Origin of the sequence: Desulfovibrio sp. JC022 (genome assembly GCF_010470665.1) — a bacterium.
Lineage (GTDB): Bacteria > Desulfobacterota > Desulfovibrionia > Desulfovibrionales > Desulfovibrionaceae > Maridesulfovibrio.
In genome coordinates this window covers 121894-141901 of sequence record NZ_VOPZ01000006.1, presented here as the reverse complement: position 1 = coordinate 141901, position 20008 = coordinate 121894, and the positions used below count along the sequence as shown (strand labels likewise).

The window sequence follows — 20008 nt, the reverse complement described above, 5'->3', positions numbered from 1 at the left end:
CATGGGAGTACAACCATGCTTGGTAATATATTTTCCATCGGCCGCGGAGCCATGCAGAACGCCCAGATGGGGCTTTCTGTTCACGGCAACAACGTAGCGAATCTGAAGACCCCCGGTTACCGTCGCAGGACTGTTGTTCAGGACGAAAACATGTCGATCAGGGAAGGTCGCTGGTCCTACGGTACCGGGGCTTCCATCCAGAGTATCCAGCGTAATTTATCCCAGTTTCTGGAGCGCGGCGTGCTGGATAAAAGCCCGGAATTTTCCCGCTGGAGTGCTGAATCCGGTAACCTTTCCATGGTTGAGAAATTTTTTGTGGAAAGTAAGGACGCCGGGGTCAGTAAATCCATGTCCGACATGTGGGCTGCGTGGCAGTCCCTTGCCAATGATCCTAAGCTGGGAGCGAACAGGGTAGCCCTTGTGGGATCGGCCCAGAAGTTTTCTTCGCAACTCAATTCGCTCGTGAGTGATCTACAGCGCCAGCAGGATCTGATTACCTCCCACCTCAAACAGGAAGTAGGTAAGGCTAACGACGCTATCAAGGAACTTGCCCAGCTGAATAAACGGATCATTGCCAATCCTACTGACAACACTTTGCTAGATCGTAGGGATGTGGTTCTGCGCGGTCTTTCTTCTTTGGTGGATATCAGCGTTCAGGAAGAGCCTTCCGGTCAGGTTATTGTTTCATTGGGCGAAGGCCAGAAGTTGGTTGAAGGCGATAAAGCTTTTGAATTGAAGTTTGAACAGGGGAAAGTGCGTAATTCGCTGGTTCCCGGTTCTCCGTTCAAGGATGAAGTTCACTTCAGCGGCCATTCCGGTGAAGAACTGACCATTCAGGTTGTTAGTGACGGCAATGCTTCCGGTGCCGCTCCTGCTGCGCAGTTTAAGGTTTCCCGTGACGGCGGAAAGACTTGGGTCAGCAATCCTGACGGTAGTGAAAAACTGTTTAATGCCGGGGGACAGAATGAAGCTGTGACCGTAGGCGGGGTCAAGTTCTGGTTCGGTAAGGCGGGAAGCAGTGCCAGCGCGGCGACCACTCAGCTCAAAGATGGAGACCGTTTTACCCTGACTCCGAAGACAGAAGTCCGCTGGTACCGGAACAGCTCCACTTCCGAATCCGTCAGTCCAGTGGCCGGTAATGACGGGGAACGCCGCTTGAAGGGCGGTTCCATTGCCGGATTGCTCCGGGCGCGTGATGAGAAGATCGGTTCGTATATTGAGAAGCTGAATTCATTTGCCAAATCCATTGCCTGGGAAGTAAACCGTGCCCATTCGCAGGGGGCCGGGCTGGTTAACCATGCCAATGTAATTGGTACCTATGGGGTTCGTGATAGTTCTGTACCGCTTGCCAAAAGCAATCTGCCTTACGCGGATAAGCTTACTTCGGGCAGTTTCAGCATGGCTTTTTACAATGCCAATACCGGAAAAAAAGTTTCGGTTTCGGCTGTTGATTTTTCCTCCATTGCACCGGGTAAAAAGAATTTCGATCCGGCAGTGCATTCTCTTGAAAATGTACGTGATGCCATTAATGCCAGCTTTTCCGGGAAGGCACAGGCCGTGATTACCAATGGCAAGCTTTCCATTAAAGGGCTGGGCGATAACAGGTTCCAGTTTTCCAACGACACCAGCGGAGTTCTTGCGGGGCTGGGCATGAATACATTCTTTGAAGGGCATGACGCAGCATCCATCAAGGTTCATTCAAATATTGAAGCCGATCCCTCAAAGATCGCCGCTGCACATGTGAACGGGGCCGGGGAAGTGAACAAGGGGGATAACTCAACCGCCCGCGCTGTGGCGGCTCTTGCCGGGAAGAAGAACGTTAATTTTAAATCCGGGGGAACGTCCACCGAGTCCAGTTTCAATGATTTTTATTCGTCCCTCGTGGCGACTGTCGGTTCGCATGCTGCGGACGCCAAGGCCAATATGTCAATTTCCCGGACTGTTCTTAAAGGTCTGGTTGATAAGCAGGAATCTGTGGGCGGGGTCAGTATTGATGAGGAGATGAACCATATCACTAGTTACCAGCGTTCCTATCAGACTGCTGCAAAGCTGATTAAAACCGCCAATGAAATGTTCGAAACACTGCTTTCACTCAAGTAGGGGGACAAAATGAGAATATCTACCAATCAGATTTTCAACATGTCGCTTTACAACCTGAACTCATCCATGAGCCGCATGGCTGATGCTCAGATGCGTAACTCTGCTCAGAAGCGGGTGCTGGTTCCTTCAGATGATCCGGCAGCCATGGGTGGAATCATCAATTGCCGTTCTTTTGGACAGGAAACAAAGCAGTACATTAAGAACATTAAGACCGCTTCCAGCTGGCTTAGCCTTGCTGACGGGGTATTGCAGCAGACCAGTACTGATATCGGACGGATCAAGACTCTGGCGGAGCAGGCCGCAACCGGAACGCTCACTGCTGAGCAGCGTCGTTCCATTGGGCAGAACCTGCGCGGAATTCTGGGTAACCTGCTCAATAAATCCAATACCGAGTTCGGTGGCAAGTCTATTTTTGCCGGGCATAAACTGGATACTAACGCTTACGAACAGACCTTGTCTGCCACCACAACCGATCCCAATCTTCCTGGCGGGTCCGTGGTTGCGGTTAAGGGGGCTTCGGAATCATCGGTTGATGTGCGTTTTACTTCCGGCGGAACCGTAGGCACCGATACCATTACTTATAAATACAGCTCAGACGGCGGCAAGACCTGGAAGAACGGAACCCTCAATCCCGGAAGCACTGAGCTTGATCTCGGTCCGGCCACTGTGGAGATGAAGAACGGAACCGCAGTTACAGAGCATACTGATAAAGGTGGAACCAGACTTATCGTGCGTCCGGCCCTTCAATATCAAGGGGATGATAACGACGATCTTAACGTAATCAAATACGGGGACACGCAGGTTAATACTGAAGCTGACGGCAAGTTCCAGAGCGATGTGCTGGTTCGTATCGATAAGAACGGGGATGTAAACACTCCGCCCATCACTTATTCCTACAGCCTTGATAATGGGGCCAGCTGGGTCCATTCGAATGTTTCCGCAGATACCCGTCTGGAAGTTCCCGGCGGCAGCCTGACTCTTTCGCCCGGAGCTGGAACAACCATGAGTAAGGGCGATCAGTTTGTTATCCGGCCCAATACCGCTGACCTGCGTCTTGATATTTCCCAGAGCCGTTCCATTCGGGTCAACAATATAGGTAAGGATATCTTCGGCGGGATTTACACCAAGCCCGGAGCTGCCAATCCTACTCCTTCTCCTGACAATAAGAACAGCAATCTTTTTGAAACATTGGGCAGACTCATCGGCTACGTGGAGACAAACGATAAGAATGGGATCGGCGAATGTGTGGCCGAACTGAAGAAAGTCCATGAGCATGTGGAAATGAAAGCCGCGGAAATCGGGGCACGCATGAACCGGGCGGCCAGCGCGGAAAAACTGGCTGAAATTCGCAAGGACAACAATACAGCCCTGATCAGCCGCCTTGAAGATGCCGATCTCGGCGAACTGCTCAGCGAACTTAACCAGAGCAAGCTTATTTACGAGGCCGTGGCCCGCAGTTCGCGGATGATCAATCAAATGTCAATCCTCAACTTCATGTAAGGGAGAGAAGTCATGGCAGATATAGGAAAAGTTGGAGCACAGGTTTCCACCGCCGGGACTACTTCCAGTTACTGGTCCGGTAAGACCAAATTTGAAAAGCTGGGGAACGGTACTGATTTCGGTAAGATTGTTGAAACCACCATCAAGCAGCAGGGTTTTCATCAACGCAGGTTGAAGAATTGGAGATCCCAGTGGGTGCAGAAAAAGGAAAGTCTTAAGGATCTCAACACCAAGATGGGAGAATTGAGTACTGCACTTAAGAAGATGGATAGTATCGGTAAGTTTATGGGCCGGGTTACCACTTCTACGGATTCAGCAAGTGTAACCGCCACAGCGGACAGTACCGCGCCTACTTCTCCTTATAAGGTTGAAATCAAACAACTGGCCCGTAACGATATCTGGACATCCAGCTCCAGTTTTGCTTCAGACAAGGCTGTTGTTTCCCCTACGGCTAGCAAAATCAGTATCAGTTGTGCAGGCAAGACCGCAAATCTAGACGTCCCGGCAGGAACTACCGTAGAGGGGTTGGTCAAAATGCTTAACGCCACCACGGAGCTGAAAGGGAATGTTCAGGTGGAAGCGATTAAGACCGGGAATGAATATCGGCTGAAATTCAGCAGTTTGAAAATGGGTGAAGCCAACCGCATCACTTTTAACAGCTCCACCACTCTTGCTGCACTTGCTCCGTCTGCCATGAGTAATTTGCAGCAGGGGCAGAATTCCAAGCTCAAGATTGACGGTTTCCCTGAAGGTGCGGACAACTGGATTGAGCGCGATACAAATATGGTCACGGACGGTTCAAAGGGGCTGACCTTGAATCTGAAAAAGCCGACTTCACCGGGAACGGTAATAGTCAACGTGAGCACGGATACTGAAAAGATAATGGAAAATGTTCGCGAATTCGTGAAGCAGGTTAATGTTGTCCGAAAAGCCCTGCGTGATATTTCCAAGGTAGATACTACGAAGGACAAAAATAAGGGCTCGATTCTTACCGGTAACTATGGGGTTCAGTTGGCTTCGCATCGTTTTAAAGATCTCACTGCAACCAAGGGGCAGGGATTCAATAATTTTGATTCGGAGGCCGGTTCCGGGGATAGATATAATACTTTGAGTACTCTTGGAATTGAAACTGATACAGACCAGAGTTCACCAAATTTTGGATTACTTAAGATAGATGAAGAGAAATTCGAAAAGGCTATGAAAGATGATCCTGACGGAGTGGCTAAGCTTTTTTCCGCAGATTATGAGGCCAGTACCAGCTCTCCTAATTTTACGATTAAATCTTTGATCAAAGGAGTAACCAAGCCCGGCAGCCATGAGGTTTCTTATACTGTCTCAGGCGGTAAAATCACTTCCGCCACCATTAACGGCAAAGCCGCCCGGATTGCCGGATGGGAAATTACCGCTGATGATATGGCCGGGCTGGGCATGGCACTGCGCGTGGATAATCATGCAGATGGAACATATTCCGGCACAGCGGGCATCAAGACCGGGAAAACAATAGAAATGATCGAGACCCTGAAGGATATGACCAATTCCAAAACCGGTATCCTGAATATTATCAGTGAAAACTACACCGGCATTATTAAGAACATCGACAAGAAACTTGATTACGAGAAGAACCGTCTGGAAAGGTTGGAGAAAACCCTCAAGGCCAAATACTCTCGTCTTGATACTGTGCTTTCCAAATATGGAGGGAAACTGAAAATGTTGCAGGGTCAGATAGCCAAGCTGGGGAGTGGTAAGAAGTAAATTCTTATACTTAAGTGCTGTCCTGCTCGGTCTAAAGGTGTTAAATTGATAGCGTCGGAGATTGCTTTGACTCTGTTTTAATGCTGGAGGATTTATGCAGCTGGCCCAGATGATTGATTTGGCCCGTGGTTTGGAATGCGCTGATCTGGTTATTCGTAACTGCCGGGTGGTGAATGTTCTCAGTGGGGAAATCCATGAATCGGATGTAGGCATTGCCAAGGGGATTTTTCTCGGTTTTGGGGATTACGTGGCTGAGCGCGAATTTGATGCTGAAGGGCGTTTTTTGCTTCCGGGTCTGGTGGAAGGTCATATCCATATTGAATCTACTTTGCTGACTCCGCCCCATTTTGCCCGGGCCGTGGCTGAACACGGCACCGCTGCTGTTGTCTGCGATCCCCATGAAATAGCAAATGTTTTGGGCCGTGCAGGGGTGGAATATATGCTCAAGACTTCCCGTGACCTGCCGGTATCAATTTTTTTTATGTTTCCTTCCTGTGTTCCGGCTACCGGGCTGGAGGATTCCGGAGCAAGGTTGAGTGCTGTTGATGTAGAAAATTTTTTACGACGTTATCCAGATAGAATTCTGGGGCTGGCTGAAATGATGAATTTCCCCGGAGTCCTGGCGGTGGACCCGGAAGTGCTGTCTAAACTTGAGGCAGCAGCAGGCAGGATAATTGACGGTCATGCCCCGTTGCTTACGGGGATGGATTTGAATGGTTATGTGCTTGCCGGGCCGCGCAGTGACCATGAGTGCTCCAATATTTCGGAAGCAATGGAGAAGCTTCGCGCGGGCATGCATTTGATGATGCGTGAAGGTTCTCTTGAGCGGAACATGGAAGACCTGCTCGGTATAGTGAATGATTTCAACTCCCAGAATATTTCCATAGTTACTGATGACCGCAATGTACTGGACCTGCGTGAAAACGGGCATCTTGATTACGGTTTGCGCCGGGCCGTGGCTCTCGGCATGGACCCGCTCAGAGCGGTGCAGATGGTTTCCATTAATCCGGCCCGCTATTTCGGCCTCAGCGGTTACGGGGCAGTCGGACCGGGCTACCGGGCAAATTGTTTTCTGGTGGATGATCTTAAGGATTTCGCTATTCATGAAGTCTTTTTAAGCGGCCTTCCTTTGGAAGAACACAGTTTTGAATCCGGGAATGGGGTTGCCCCGCGCGGCTCCATGCATGTGGGAGTCGAGATAGATAAAAATATGTTTGTTCCGGAAAAGGGCAGTGGGCGAATCAGGGCTATCGGGGTAACTCCCGGACAACTTTTGACTGAGAATCTGGAACTGGAACCCTTATTGGAAGACGGTCTGCCCGTTGCCGATCCCGCTCGGGATATATGCAAGCTCGCGGTCATCGAACGCCATCGGGCTACAGGTAATCATGCCATGGGATTCGTTCGCGGGCTGGGGCTTGCTCACGGAGCCATTGCCGGAACCGTGGCCCATGATTCCCATAACCTGATTGTGGCAGGAATGAATGATGCGGACATGGCATTGGCGGCGCGTGAAGCAGTGAGTATGGGCGGCGGTTTTGCGGTGGTCCGTGACGGTAGCGTGTTGGCTACACTGCCTCTGCCCGTGGCAGGGTTGATGAGTGATCAGGGGCTTGACGAAGTTGCCGCAGGGGTGAGTGGACTGGACCGGGCCACGCAGCAATTGGGCTGTTCATACAATCCCTTTATGCTCATCTCTTTTCTGGCCCTTCCGGTTATCCCCAGCCTGAAACTTACAGACCGGGGATTGGTTGACGTGGATAAATTTGATTTTGTCGGGATGTGGGCGGAGTGAAACCATTTGATGGGCTGCCTCTAACTTCGCATTCCTCCATTGGGGTAATCATCCATATCCCACATGGGCGGACCGTCCCAAGGCTTGCGGGCCGGGATTCTATTCAGCCCTTGTTCCACAAATTTCAGCCCAAGTTCATTAAGCCGTTCCGGGGTGGGGCGTCCTTGCCGGTCGTAACCGCGTAGTGCGTAATACTGGTCCAGATGTTTCTCGTGGTTGCGCAGGTCTGCTTTGCCTTCTTCGGTGTCGCGGATTTCTGGTTTCTGAGGCATGCGGTCGTCCTTGCGGGCGGTTCCCTGTCGGAGGTTGAAGGCATGCTCCAGTGCATAAACGCGATCCGCAGCCTGCTCCAGTTCTTCTGCTGTGTAACCTACACCTGTTGCCGCTTCCAGCAGCTCAGCCAGTCCTTCGAAAATGGGTTTCTTCCAGACCAGCGGCGTGGCACTGATCCAGTTGTTCACCGCGCCTTTGCAGCGTCCGATGCAGTCGGTCAGGGTGGTCATGCGCTCGCCGACGATTACTGCCGGGGCCGGGTTTTCATCCACATCTTCCAAGAGTAGTCCTTTTTCTTTCAGGATGGGAAACATATCCGGGTCCGGCTGACTGAAAGCCCATGAACGCCCGCGCAGGTGGTCGGCCCCGCGGGTGGAAGTTGCGTGGGCCAGTGAGAAAACCCCGCTGGGATAGGGACCGCGTGACAAACCCTTTACGTGGTAGCAGTAATCCATGGCTTTGCCGCCCAGCCGCTTGGCAAGGGTGTACATGCCCTCGGCCACAAGATTTCCCAGTCCTTGGCGCATGGCTGTGCGGTGCAGCAGCTCGATCTGGTCAGCGTGGTTCTCCCAGTTCAGGTCCAGCCCGTCAGTTAATTCCTCGTCAATCAGGCCCCGGCTGTATAAATCTTTGAGCATGGCTATTGTATTGCCAAGAGCCAGCACATCCATACCGTATGTATCACAAATATTTTCCATCTCCATGATTGCCACCGGATCAGTCACCCCGCAATTTGTTCCGAGGCAGAATATGCATTCATATTCCATGGCCTTGCCGGTTTCCCCGGCTCGTGAACCGGAGGGAATGCGGTAGTAATCTTTGCAGCGAACATGGCAGCCATGACAGCCGTGCCGCCCAAGGGAGAATTCTTTCCATGCTTCAGGGCGCAGCTTGTCCGGTACATCGTTGCCGTCCCAGTATTTTTCGTAATTGCGGAAGCCCGGTTCCCACATCATCATTCCGATATGAGTGCCGTACTGCCCGACCACTTCACGCTGGAAATCGGATTCTTTGAAGAATTTCCGATCTTCAGCTGCAAGTTTTTTGAATGTATCTGCGTCAGCCAGCGAGACCCGCCCGCTGCCTTTGACCACTACGGCCTTGAGTCTCTTGGAGCCGAGGACCGCGCCTGAACCACGGGCCGCAGAAGCGTATTTGTCCACCATGGTGGTTGCCACCCGGACCAGATTTTCCCCGGCTTGTCCGATGCAGGCAATACTGGTGGCCTTGCCGTGTTTTTCCTGTAATTTGTCAGTGGTTTCCCAGACGGAAAGTCCCCAGAGTTCCTCTGCGTCACGCAGTTCTGCCCGTTCATCTTCCACCAGCAGGTAGCAGGGCTTTTCGGCCTGACCGGTAATAACAATCTGATCCAATCCGGCCCGTTTCATCATGAAGGCCAAAGCTCCGCCGGCATTGCCGTCGCCGAGGATGCCGGAATATGGGGATAGGGTGCTGACTTCTACCCGGCTGGTCAGCCCCAGCGGGGTGCCGGAAAGAGGGCCTGCCCCAAGGCAATAGACGTTTTCAGGGGAGAGGGGATCAATGTGCGGTCCGACTTCATTGAATAAAGTTAGTGAATTAAGGCCGCGCCCGCCTATAAAATCACGCGCTATACCCGGATCAAGCGGAGTTCTGTTGATTTTTCCATTGTCCAGCTCAACTCTTAAAATCCACCCTGCCCAGCCGTGCATAAGCCCTCCTCTTTTAAGGAACTGGTTCCCACTAGTATCCATATATCATGGTTGTAGAATGGGTGGCAACTTTACGTAACTCTAAATACGTATTTTCAATTTGTGGGAGGGGTTCCGTGTCTTAGTTTACCAGTCGGTTAGCTTGCCCATTTCCGAAACCGGAAGGGTGGGGCCGAAGTCATATTTACCGGGTTTTTCATGGCGGGAAAGTTCTTGGTTAGCCAGATTGCGTAATTCTTTTTCGAGAAGGGCATGTTCAATTTTTGCGGCTGGAACAATGAATGCTTTTAATCTTTCGCCCTCTTCGGAGCGCATAAGGCGCACAACGCATTCTTTTACTTGCGGGCAGGTCTTGAAAATTTCTTCAACTCGCGCAGGGTAGACATTAATTCCCCCTACTTGCACGGCTTTGTCTGTCCGCTTCAGCGGTTTGAACTGCGCTCCCTGCCATTCGAGGTTATCCTGCAAGGTGTGAATCTGCTTGCTTCCGTCTGCCGAGGTCCTTTCAATTGTAGAATTTCCAGTCTGCTTCCAGTGGTTCAGTAGGGTGTACATCTCCGCTGGGTCATGGCGATAACCGATCCCGCCTGTTTCGGATGAGCCGTAAACTTCGGTCATACGGGCAAGGCCTTGCGTTTGAAGGCTGGTGATAGTTTCTACTGGGCATGGTCCGGTGGATGTCACGCCGTACACATCTTCCGGGAACTCGGTATGCAGTTTTTCCAGTTTTTTCCACAGCAGGGGAAAGGCGATGATCAGGTCACCCTGCATCATGGTTTTGATCTGCTCGGCTCCGGGTAGGGCCGCTCTGTATTCTACCGGGATATCAAGAGCTTTGGGCAGCATGATGGAAAACAGGAAACCGTAAATATGGTGCCGGGGCACGAAACTTACTATTCGTTTACGCGATGGGAAGAGTTTGGCAAGTGATTGGATCTCCTGCTTAAGATCAGCGAAATCTGATTCCGCAGGTACAGGGGTTCCGGTACTGCCGGAAGTGAAAAAGGTGAGGTTTTGCGGTCTGCCGTTTGTTTTTGTGAAGGTTAATTTCGCCAAGTCGGCGATATTTTTTCCAGCAATTTCAGTGGAATCAATTCCGAAAATCCGGGCGATCCGTTCAAGAATAAGTTTTGGCTCCTGAAAGACTTCGTTGCCGGGCGTAAAACTGCTGCCAAGAGATTGTCCGCAGCAATATTTTAGTTTCTGCTGGTAATCCATCTCTGCCAGCAGGGTTGAGGAGATCATTTCCTCAATATCTTGTGCAGTGAGTGACAGGTCGGCAGTCATGGGTCAGCCTTGCGGTTTAACGGAAATTACACCGAAGTTGTTTCCCGCTTGTTCAATGCAGCAGCTTTGTTCATTTTTCATGGCGGCTGTTGCAAGTTCGGGTGCGGCTGCACAGGGCATGTCTGTTTGTCTGCTGGCAGTGGCGGAAATATCGAGTTTAGATAGCCGCGAAATAGAGCGCGCCGGGGCATAGGTTGCGTCGGATAATTGGGCTTTTGGCAATTGTTGCGGAGAAAAGGTTTCAAATTCTAGCGTGCCGTATCTGGTCGCGTTAGCTTCTTCGGCAGATCCGAGCAGGAAGAAACATGCTCCTTCACCAACAGGAATCTGTTCGCCGGCCAGCCCTTTGTTTTCGAGCAGGCGGCGGGTGTTGTCTTCAAGCAAAGGAGTTTTTTCGTCCACAAGGCCGAGCAGGACTTTTTTTACCCTGCCTTCAGCGAGCCAGCATCCGGCGGTCTGGAGTCCGGCAAGAAGAGGTCCGTGTAGTTGGCAGAGGGTAGTGTAGGGTTTGGGATTGTTCAGGAAAACGGACATAGTTGCCGCTGGGATATTGTGCACTGAATGTGAAAAAGCCAGCGGAGAAGCACAGCCTGCCCCGTGATCAATGATGGAATCCAGAAATTCAAAGATTGTTTGCGAGGGCCCGTACCCGGTGCTGATGACAACTCCCATATCTTCGGGCAGGTCCAGCGGGGTTTTCAAATCCTCCTGCACAGTTCCGGCTGCGTCATGCAGGGCGCGGCATCCGGCCAGCAGGGTCATGCGGGTAAAATGATCCACCCGGCGTAAACGGCGGGGTGCGAAATATGAATTGAGATCGGATGTCTCCACCGCGTCTTCGGCTTCAGGCAACGCGGTCCCGATTCCATGCAGGGCAAGGCGCATTATACTGCCCCTTTTTTGAAAACAAGTGCAGAGTTATTGCCGCCGAAAGCCAGTGAGTCGCTGAGTCCGTATTCAGCATTGATTTCGGTCTGTTCAGTGACCGGGATTGCTTTTGATTCAGCTGCGGCTTCATGAAATCCACGGGTAGGCATGAGCAGGCCGTTTTGCAGGGACATGACAGTCATGACTGCTTCAATTGCTCCGGCTGCACCGAGAGTGTGTCCGGTAACCCCTTTGGTTCCGGTGAATGGAGTTTCGGGGAAAAGCTTACTGATAACTTGTCCTTCAATACGGTCGTTATTTTCTGTTCCGGTGCCGTGAACATTGATGAAACCGATCTCGGAAGCAGTAATTCCGCTGCGTACAAGGGCTTCGTTTATTGCCTGTTTCAGTCCGGTTCCTTCTGGGTGCGGGGCGGTCAGATGGTGAGCGTCGCAGCAGGTCCCATAACCCAGCACTTGGCCCATGGAATTGAGTTTCAGTTCCTGCATTGTGTTTTCACTGGCAAGAATTAGCACTGCCGCGCCTTCGCCGAGATTAAGTCCTTGCCTGTCTTTATCAAAAGGACGGCATTTTTCAGGGCTGGTGATCATCAACCGGGAGAATCCGGTGTAGGAAATTCCGCTGAGTGCGTCCGCGCCCCCGGCAATAACCAGATCACAAAGACCGTGCCTGATCCACGAGGCAGCTATGCCGATGGCGTCAGTACCGGAAGAGCAGGCATTGGTCACCGTCTGTACCGGACCGTTCAGTTTGTATCTCTCAGCCAGAGCCGCCGCCGGATTGCTGTGTAGATAGCTTTCAATAATATCTAGGTCCGGCTCATCGCCTTTCCGCCACTGCTGGTAGAATGATTTGAAATTAAGCGAAGCTCCGGTGGATGAGCCGATGCAGGAACCTACTTTTAGGTTGCCAAGTCTTTCCGTGGTCAGTCCGCTTTGTGCAAGAGCCTCTTCCACCGCCGGAAAAAGCAGTTGCATGGTCTCGGTGAGTGCGGGATTCTTTTCTTGTCTTTCCAGCCATTCCTGCTCTACCGCGAAAACAGGCGAGTGCATGGGCTGGTCATAGGAAAAACCGGGTGCAAAAGTGGGCTGGACGTCGCCATTCAGCATGGTTTCAAAACATGCGCGGGTGTCCTTTCCGGCGGCGCAGATACAGCCGCTGGCACAGATGCTGACGGGACGGTCCATATATTTAAGCCTGTCTTTCCTTGATGAAGTCAACCAGGGAATTAACGGACTGGAAGGCAGCCTTGCCTTCTTCCATATTCTTGATTTCTACATTGAAATTCTTCTGGACCAGTACCACGATTTCCACTGCGTCCAGTGAATCAAGGCCGAGACCTTCCCCGAACAGGGGAGCATCGTCTTCGATTTCATCAACGCTGACATCTACAAGGTTCAGCTCTTCAATGAGCAGTTCTTTCAGTTTAGTATTCAATTTTGCCTCTTTATAAAGAATTATTAATTCCACATGTTATAAAAATTGTAGAACTGGTAAGGATTTTCCTGACAATACCTTTCCAGTTCAGCAGAAAATTTTTGGGCATAAGGGATAAATGCTTCCGGTCCGCGCACTGCGCCTTTGCCTGTATCAACGGGTACGTGGATAATTTCAGCCACCCGGAAAATTCCTTCCCCGGTTCTGCTGCGGGTGGAAAAAACTATGGCTACAGGTGTTTCTGTTGTTGCCGCAATTTTGAACGGGGTGATCGGCAGCTCTATTTTGCCACCCAAAAAATCCACCTGCACATTATGCCTGCTTTCACCCATGGTCCGGTCGCCGTTGATGCAGAGTACGGAATTTTCTCGCAGGGCGGTGAGCATTTCCAAAGTTCCGCCCAGCGGCGCAGCGGGATTGATGACCGTGATTTCCTCTTCTTTTCCGCTGCCGCCGGACATCTTCCATTTAAAGGAATGTTTGTCCACATCACCGCGGTCCATGAGCATGACCACTGCCTTGGGCGCATCCAGAAAACCGAGGTAGGAAAAACCCATCTGCCAGCAACCAACATGTGCGGTGAGCAGGATCAGCCGCTTGTGCCTGGCGTAAAGCTCCTGCAACCTGCTGATATCTTCATCCGGACCGTGGGCATTGAAATCTCCTAAAATGCGCAGTACGGAGCGGTCCACCAGCATTTTTCCGAAATTCCAGTAGAGCAGGAAAGTATGGCGCATCCTGCTTAATTCATTTTGCGGCTTGAACCTGCGGCGGATGTATTCCTGCGCTCTTTTGTTTACTCCGGGCAGCAGGGTGTAGAAAAGGACCACGAAAAAGAGAAGACTGTATGCACCCGGTCTGCCCAGCAGCCGGATCAGCCCATAAAAAATATTATGGAAAAACGCGGGTGCCAGACTTCTGCTGGACCATTGTTTTTTGCGCTTCATAGTGCCCGTCTCCGAACTATTGCGGTTTCATATCTAAAAACCGTTTAATGGTAAACGCCATAATGTAAATCGCGATCCCTATAATCAGTGCAAATGAAGGCCCTAAAACCAGCGAACCAAGCACCCATTCATAGAAGCGGTCCAGTGCTTCATAGCCCAGTGTCTGCAACGAAATTTCGGTCAGGAACTGGTTGTAGCGCAGGTAATGCCCGGCCTCGATGCACAGGGCCGGAACCAGCGGAGGAATGCAGAGCTGGCTGACCGCCAGTCCGGTTATCTTGCTCAGCCGGAAAAAACCGCAGAAAAGGATGATGGCAATGGAATGCATGGCAATGAGCGGCAATGTTCCCAGCAGCATGCCCAAGGCTCCTGCAATGGCCAGTTTCAGCGGGGTTTCATCCTTGGAAAGCAGGATACGCAGCGAGCGCAGGGGGTGGATGGGCGTGATTTTACCTTCTTCATCCTTATCGTACTGGCGGTGGGGGACCGGCACAAAAGAACGCATGGTCAGCCGGGTATTTAAAAGCGAGATGCGCACATTGTCTTTAATGGCATCAAAATGGGAGACCCGTTCATCCGGTGCGGGATAGTGCACTTCGATTGGGATATCTTTGAGGTCGTATCCGGCCCATGCGGATTTTACCAGAATCTCCACTTCAAAGGCGTAGCGGGTTTCCGAGGTCTTGATTACGGAGAAAATTTCCAGCGGATAGGCCCGGAATCCGCTCTGTACATCGCTAAGTTTTATCCCGGTCTGGACCCGCAGCCAGAAGTTGGAAAAACTGCGTCCGAATTTTGATGAACCGGGTACGTTTTGTCCTTCGAAGTTCCTGCTGCCCACGAAGATTGCTTCCGGGTTTTCTTTGATTGCTGCGATGAAATCAGGAATTTCTTCGGGAAAATGCTGCCCGTCAGCATCAATGGTGATGATGTGGGTCTTGCCCAGTTCACGCGCTTTTTCCGCTGCTGTGAGGATGGCCTGTCCTTTGCCGAAATTCTCGTCATGACTGACTACGGTCAGCCCCAGATCACTGATTTCTGCCAAGGCTCCGTCTGTGCTGCCGTCATCCACAATGAGCACTTCACCGTATTGCATGGCCCGCACTGCCACATCGCGCAGGGTTGCGCCGTGGTTGTAGACCGGGATAACGATCAGTGGTTTAACCTGCATAAGCGGAATCTGTGACTGGTTTGGAAGATGTTTTGTTTGCGAGCTGGTCATCAAATTTTATCAACTGATCCCAGAGAATTCCCCGGAATCCGAATTTTTTCATAATGTTAATGCGTTGCTGTCCCTCATCAGGAGGAAACAGCCTGTCTCTGCGCTTTTTGAATCCCTGAATCAGGGCCGTATTCATTTCATCTTTATCAAGGCCGGGGGAGAAGTAGTAGAAAGGTTCAAGCAGCGATTGTCCGGGGTGGATTAAACCTTCTTTAACTGCTCTTGTAAAGAGCGGGGTTCCCTCGTGCAGCCGGATGCCGGAAAATGGGAAAACCACGCAACTGCGCAGGGAATTCATGTTTTTTATTCCTTCGCGTACTGTGTCCATGGTTTCACCGGGACCGCCGAAAATAACAAAATGGGCACAGGGAATCTTCTGCTCAACGCATTTTTCATTGAATCTCATGACCTCGGCAAAATTGAAACTTTTGTGCAGTCCTTTGAGGGTGGCATCACTGGCGGCGTCTGTACCCACTTCCATGGCCTGCAAGCCGGATCGTTTGAGCAGGGCCAGTTCATCTTGTTCAATGGGGCCGGGCTGAAAGAAACCGCACCAGCTTATTTCAATTTTGCGGCGCACGATTTCTTCGGCCAGTTGCAGGTAATGGCCGTCACGGTCATTGAGTACAGAATCGGTAAAGAAAATATTATCCGCTCCGTAGGTGCGGAGCATTTCTAATTCATCGGCAACTTCGTTTACCGGACGAAGCCGCATTTTACGTCCTTCCAGATAAGGGTAGGTGCAGTAACCGCAGCGGTGCTCGCAGCCGCGCTTGGTCTGTACATTGATGACTCCGCTTTCCGCAATGTAGTAACGCAGCAACTCCGGGGACCAGTGCGGTACTTGGATTTCGTTGCCGGGAATTCCTTTTTCCCGTCCGTAAATTTGTGGTGTTTCTTTCTTCTGTTCAAGGCTGCTAATGAGGTCGACCATCTTGCGTTCGCCCTCGCCCACAATGCCGTAATCAGCTCCCGTGAATTCTAGTATCTCTTCCGGTAACAGGGAAAAACCAGCGCCCCCGGCAATGACCGGGATTCCGGTTTCTTTTACGGTATCAACAATCAGCTTGGCCTTGTGGATGTACTTGTTGGTGTGGGAGGTGAAAGAGTCCACATTATCTACATTGCGAATGGAGATACCTGCGTAGTCCGGTGCGGCACTGGTCAATGATTTACGCAGGTGTTCAAGTGAATTTCCTGCAGCCAGCATGTCGTACTGGATGACCTTGTGTCCGGCATGGTGCAGGGCCCCGGCAATAACCGACATGCCGATGGGGTAGACTGGATACGGTTCTACGTTGGTGTTTGCGGAAATAAGGAAAATTGTAGCCATGCGGGTCTACAGGTCTCTGTTTGAGGGAGTAAGAATGCCGGCCTTCCATTTTTCGCAGAGTTGGGCAAAGAAATCAGGTTGGAACATCATAAGCTCATCATCTTGGACAAAAAGCTGCACCGTGCATCCGGTGGTGGCTTTTTCTCCGGCAGAGTCGCGAATGATGAATTCGTAATTCATGCGCGCTGCTTCGGTCCAATGGAGCAGGGTTTCAATGCTGAAGGTCTCCCCGAAGCGTAGCGGCTTGATATAATCCACCTGCATTTTCTTAATGGGAGCGGCAACCTTGTAGCGGTAAAAATCAAGATATCCCACTCCGTACATGTCTCCCAGAGCGGTACGCCCATCCTCAAAATAGCTGGGATAACGACCGTGCCAGACAATATTCATGGGGTCCACTTCCTCAAAACGGACCTTGCGCTCCACCACATGACGTAGCGGCTGCGGCGCACCTTCAGTTTTTGGAAAATAAGATTTGCGTCCCATTACATTCCCTCCGGAGCGAAAATGAGCTGATAGGTTGCTGCGGTTTCCCCGTCCACAGTGAGTGAACAGATGGCAATGTGATTCAGTCCCTTGGTTTTGAGGGAGAAGCTTAATTCCAGAGTTTCCATAGGTTTGACCGGGCGCAGGAATTTGCAGCGAGTTACTGATTGCAGGGTTATTTTTTCTGCCGGATATTCGTGTTCAAGGGCTTCGGCAGCGGAAAGCTGTCCGAGCAGGGTCTGAATTACACCGGGCAGGATGGGATTGCCGGGAAAATGCCCGTCAAAACCTGGAAATGATTTTTTGAAAACATATGAGCGGGTGTATCCGGTCTCAGATTTTTCAAGAACCGTGCTGCTCTTTGAAATATGTTCATTCAGGTCCATGAATTAGGAATCCTTTTGCGATCCAGAGTTGAGGAAAAGTTCAAGGGTGTAATTCCCTTGCGGATCGTTGATGATGGTATGGGCGGTGAATTCGCGGTTGCCGATCTGTTTACTGCCCTTTTTTATGATATTTTTACCACCTGAAGCTGCATTTTTCGGGGCAAGATATATGTCATAAATACAGCGCATGGATTCATTGTAAAAAGGTGGAATCATGCGCAGGAAAGGGGATACAAACAGTTTTTTCGATTCAAAACCATTTGTATTGTCAGCAGATATATCTGCTACCAGCAGTTTCATGCCCATTTCATTGAGCATGACCACTCGGGCAGTTTTCTGCGCGGGATTGAGTTGCAGCATGCCGCGCAGGGGCATGCGCTTACCTGCAATAGAGAGAACCCCGGAATGTTGCAGCAGATAGGTAGATGAAGTCTTACTTTCCACAGGATAGTTTACGCTGTGTGTTGAGCAGCCTGCAAAAAACAGCAGGGCCAGCAGAGGAAGTAATATTTTGAACCTATGCATGGTTGTCCCCTTCTAAGTGCAGCAGATGCGGGAGCACGAAAATAGCACAGCACAGAGCAGCTGTGATCCCGATGGAAACCGTGGCTCCCAGCGAATGGAGCGAAGGGTGCTTGGCAAAAACAAGAACCCCGAAGCCCGCCAGTGTGGTCAGGCCTGATATTTTGACCGCTTTGACGGTCCATAGTGAGGGCATTCTTATTTCTTGAAAAACCATGAAGATTCCGTAATCGGCTCCGAGGCCGATGACAAGCGGTAAAGCCACGATGTGAAAAATATTCAGTGGAATTTCTAAAAGCCCCAGCAGTCCAAAGGTTACAGCCACCCCGAATACCGCCGGGAAAAGAGCCAGTGCTGCGCGGCGCAGATTACGGAAAAGTCCGAAGATTAGCACGGTTACCAGAAGCCCGGAGCAGGTGATGAATTTAATAATGTCCCGTTCCATTTCATGTTCCAGCGTGGATTTGAACCGGGATTGCGAAACAAGGCGTACTCCCAGCTCTTTTTCTTTTTGCGGAGAATAATATGTATTCACCTGCGTGTTGTCCGGGAGCAGGGTCATGAGCAGTTTTTCTTCGCCTTCATTAGTGGGAGGGATGAACATTTCCGCAAGGACTCCCAAAGGTCCGTTTTGAAATGTTTGCGCATTAAGAATCGGAGGAGCGGCTGAAATACGGTCCATTGCCGGGACGAATGCATTAGGCGCAAAGCCTATTTTTTCGCTGAATTTTTGAATTGAAAGCTCTGTTTGCTCTTTCTCATTGTTCCAAAAATTGGACCAGCGGGCTTGGTTTTTTGCAATGGTTGCTGCGGCGGGAAGTGCCGGGGCAATGCTGACCGCTTTGGCCTCTGCAAGGTTCTGTTTGATGTCTGCCCATGCGTTTTCGTTTTTATGCAGGGCTTCGTCCATGGTTTTGCCGGAAGCAAAGAGCATGGATTGGGCGCGCATTTTTCCCCATTTCTCTTGAAAATGTTTTTCCGCATTGGAAATTTCGCTGGAAATATAGCCAAGATTTTTAAGTTCGGTATCAAAATTATTGCTGAAAGCTCCTGCAATTGAAACCGCAAGTATGGACGATGCAACGCAAAGGGTGATTTTTTTGTTACTTTTTAATTGAAAAAAGAATTTGTTTTTGTCCGCAACCGGAAATGAGTTACAGAGCCGGGGGATGAACAGCAGGGCGTAAGCGCAGGCTGCGATTATTCCGGCAACGGAGAAAATTGAGAGCTGTTTAATGCCCGGAATGCCGGAAATATACAGGGCGGTAAAAGAAACGCAGGAGGTTGCGGCTCCGAAAAGAACGGGTTTGCTGACTCTGCGCACCGCCCCGGCTTTGTCTTGCGGGCTTTCAGCCAAGGCGAAATAGGTATGCACCGCAAAGTCGATGGAAATACCCATGAGTACCGCCCCGAAGCCGATAACGATTGCGGACATCTCCCGGTAGACAAAGGCCGTTGTCCCCAATCCGGCCATGATGGCGATGCCCGGGGCCAGAAAGACGCATAAGGCCCCTTTGTTTCGGAACCCAAAGAAAAAAAGTATGGCCAGTGCGCAGAAAGAAATAATGGAGACGGTTAGAATGTCTTGTTTAATGATCGCAGCGTTGGCGGTTGTATAGCAATGTCCGCTCAGAATTTCGATGGAAAGGTCCATTTCAGGGATGTGGTTTTCCGCCAAAGCGGCTTGTTTTATCTTTTGAAAACGGTCCAAGAGTATGGCTCCGTTTTTGGAATCGGTCATGGGAATGTTTGATTTTGCAATGAGCAAAACCGCATTTTCCCCCGAAACATAGTAGTTCCCGCCCTGAATTTTTAAGCGGGGCAGGTTCTGTAGCGGGGCAATCTTTTGCAGATATATTGAGCGTAAATTAAGCGGATCTTCTGCTACAATGGCTCGCATACCAAATCCTGCCGGGGAAATGAGCAGCTTCTTTGCATCGCTTAAATTTGTTTTTATTGTTTTGTTGTCTGTGTGTGTCTGTAATTTTTCAAGATCATTTTGAGTCGTCAGATTCGGACCGTTGCGGAGCAGGAAATCAATTACACTTTGCGGGTTAATGTCTGAAATATCCTGAATTGCGAGTAGTGGAGAGTCCATTTTGCGGGCCATGCTGTCGGCAATCTTTCCGAGTTCGTTCTCTTTAATCTCGTTACTGGCAATGGAGATAAGGATTTTCCCGCTAAGTGGTGCCTTTTGAAGTAGTGCAAAGTCGCGGCTTATTTCGCCATCTTTTCCACTGGGAAGCATGGCAGAAATGTCTTCGGAGAAAGTTACTGAGAGCAGAGGAATGGCACAAAACAGCAGGAGAAGAATCAGAATTAGCGCGCTTTTGAATTGAGTTTTTCTATTTGTTTTAGTGGTGTGAAGCTGTTTGCGGGAAAACATTTT

Annotated in this window: 16 protein-coding genes; 4 read left to right on the top strand and 12 right to left on the bottom strand. The window is 50.6% G+C overall.

What is annotated here, in order from left to right:
- Positions 1-15: 15 nt before the first annotated feature.
- The 4 genes from flgK to ade all read left to right on the top strand — a co-directional run bounded on the left by flgK (position 16) and on the right by ade (position 7147).
- Complete coding sequence (gene flgK / locus FMS18_RS11230) at positions 16-2100, top strand: flagellar hook-associated protein FlgK (protein ID WP_163294533.1); 2085 nt, start codon at positions 16-18, stop codon at positions 2098-2100.
- A gap of 9 nt (positions 2101-2109) precedes the next feature.
- The gene (flgL, locus tag FMS18_RS11225) at positions 2110-3600 is read left to right on the top strand and encodes a flagellar hook-associated protein FlgL (RefSeq protein ID WP_163294531.1); all 1491 of its coding nucleotides are present in this window, start codon (positions 2110-2112) and stop codon (positions 3598-3600) included.
- 12 nt (positions 3601-3612) lie between these two features.
- Positions 3613-5352 (top strand): flagellar filament capping protein FliD, encoded by a 1740-nt coding sequence (gene fliD, locus FMS18_RS11220; RefSeq protein ID WP_163294529.1) that lies wholly within the window; start codon positions 3613-3615, stop codon positions 5350-5352.
- Positions 5353-5446: 94 nt separating this feature from the next.
- Complete coding sequence (gene ade / locus FMS18_RS11215) at positions 5447-7147, top strand: adenine deaminase (protein ID WP_163294527.1); 1701 nt, start codon at positions 5447-5449, stop codon at positions 7145-7147.
- 20 nt (positions 7148-7167) lie between these two features.
- On the opposite strand, the gene FMS18_RS11210 is transcribed toward ade, so the two are convergent.
- From FMS18_RS11210 to FMS18_RS11155, 12 genes are all read right to left on the bottom strand, one after another.
- Positions 7168-9111: an aldehyde ferredoxin oxidoreductase family protein gene (locus FMS18_RS11210; protein ID WP_163294525.1), complete on the bottom strand. Its 1944-nt coding sequence runs from the start codon at positions 9109-9111 to the stop codon at positions 7168-7170.
- 126 nt (positions 9112-9237) lie between these two features.
- Positions 9238-10398 (bottom strand): 4-coumarate--CoA ligase, encoded by a 1161-nt coding sequence (locus FMS18_RS11205; RefSeq protein ID WP_163294523.1) that lies wholly within the window; start codon positions 10396-10398, stop codon positions 9238-9240.
- Between the two features lie 3 nt (positions 10399-10401).
- The gene (locus FMS18_RS11200) at positions 10402-11283 is read right to left on the bottom strand and encodes a beta-ketoacyl synthase chain length factor (protein WP_203544610.1); all 882 of its coding nucleotides are present in this window, start codon (positions 11281-11283) and stop codon (positions 10402-10404) included.
- Positions 11283-12473 carry a beta-ketoacyl-[acyl-carrier-protein] synthase family protein gene (locus FMS18_RS11195; RefSeq protein ID WP_163294521.1) on the bottom strand — a complete coding sequence of 397 codons (1191 nt, stop codon included), beginning with the start codon at positions 12471-12473 and terminating at the stop codon, positions 11283-11285. Before FMS18_RS11195 ends, FMS18_RS11200 begins: the two co-directional genes overlap by 1 nt.
- A gap of 4 nt (positions 12474-12477) precedes the next feature.
- A complete protein-coding gene (locus FMS18_RS11190; protein ID WP_368854163.1) occupies positions 12478-12756 on the bottom strand; it encodes a phosphopantetheine-binding protein in 279 nt (92 codons plus the stop codon).
- Positions 12747-13670, bottom strand: coding sequence for an acyltransferase (locus FMS18_RS11185; RefSeq protein ID WP_163294517.1), 924 nt, complete (start codon positions 13668-13670; stop codon positions 12747-12749). Before FMS18_RS11185 ends, FMS18_RS11190 begins: the two co-directional genes overlap by 10 nt.
- A gap of 16 nt (positions 13671-13686) precedes the next feature.
- On the bottom strand, positions 13687-14841 hold the full coding sequence (locus tag FMS18_RS11180; RefSeq protein WP_163294515.1) for a DUF2062 domain-containing protein: 1155 nt from the start codon (positions 14839-14841) through the stop codon (positions 13687-13689).
- Positions 14831-16225 carry a lipid biosynthesis B12-binding/radical SAM protein gene (locus tag FMS18_RS11175; protein WP_163294513.1) on the bottom strand — a complete coding sequence of 465 codons (1395 nt, stop codon included), beginning with the start codon at positions 16223-16225 and terminating at the stop codon, positions 14831-14833. Before FMS18_RS11175 ends, FMS18_RS11180 begins: the two co-directional genes overlap by 11 nt.
- 6 nt (positions 16226-16231) lie before the next feature.
- Positions 16232-16711: an acyl-CoA thioesterase gene (locus FMS18_RS11170; RefSeq protein WP_163294511.1), complete on the bottom strand. Its 480-nt coding sequence runs from the start codon at positions 16709-16711 to the stop codon at positions 16232-16234.
- On the bottom strand, positions 16711-17097 hold the full coding sequence (locus FMS18_RS11165) for a 3-hydroxyacyl-ACP dehydratase FabZ family protein (RefSeq protein ID WP_163294509.1): 387 nt from the start codon (positions 17095-17097) through the stop codon (positions 16711-16713). The genes FMS18_RS11170 and FMS18_RS11165 overlap by 1 nt, the downstream gene beginning before the upstream one ends.
- A gap of 3 nt (positions 17098-17100) precedes the next feature.
- Positions 17101-17622: a hypothetical protein gene (locus tag FMS18_RS11160; protein ID WP_163294507.1), complete on the bottom strand. Its 522-nt coding sequence runs from the start codon at positions 17620-17622 to the stop codon at positions 17101-17103.
- Positions 17615-20005 (bottom strand): MMPL family transporter, encoded by a 2391-nt coding sequence (locus FMS18_RS11155; RefSeq protein ID WP_163294505.1) that lies wholly within the window; start codon positions 20003-20005, stop codon positions 17615-17617. The genes FMS18_RS11160 and FMS18_RS11155 overlap by 8 nt, the downstream gene beginning before the upstream one ends.
- Positions 20006-20008 lie beyond the last annotated feature (3 nt).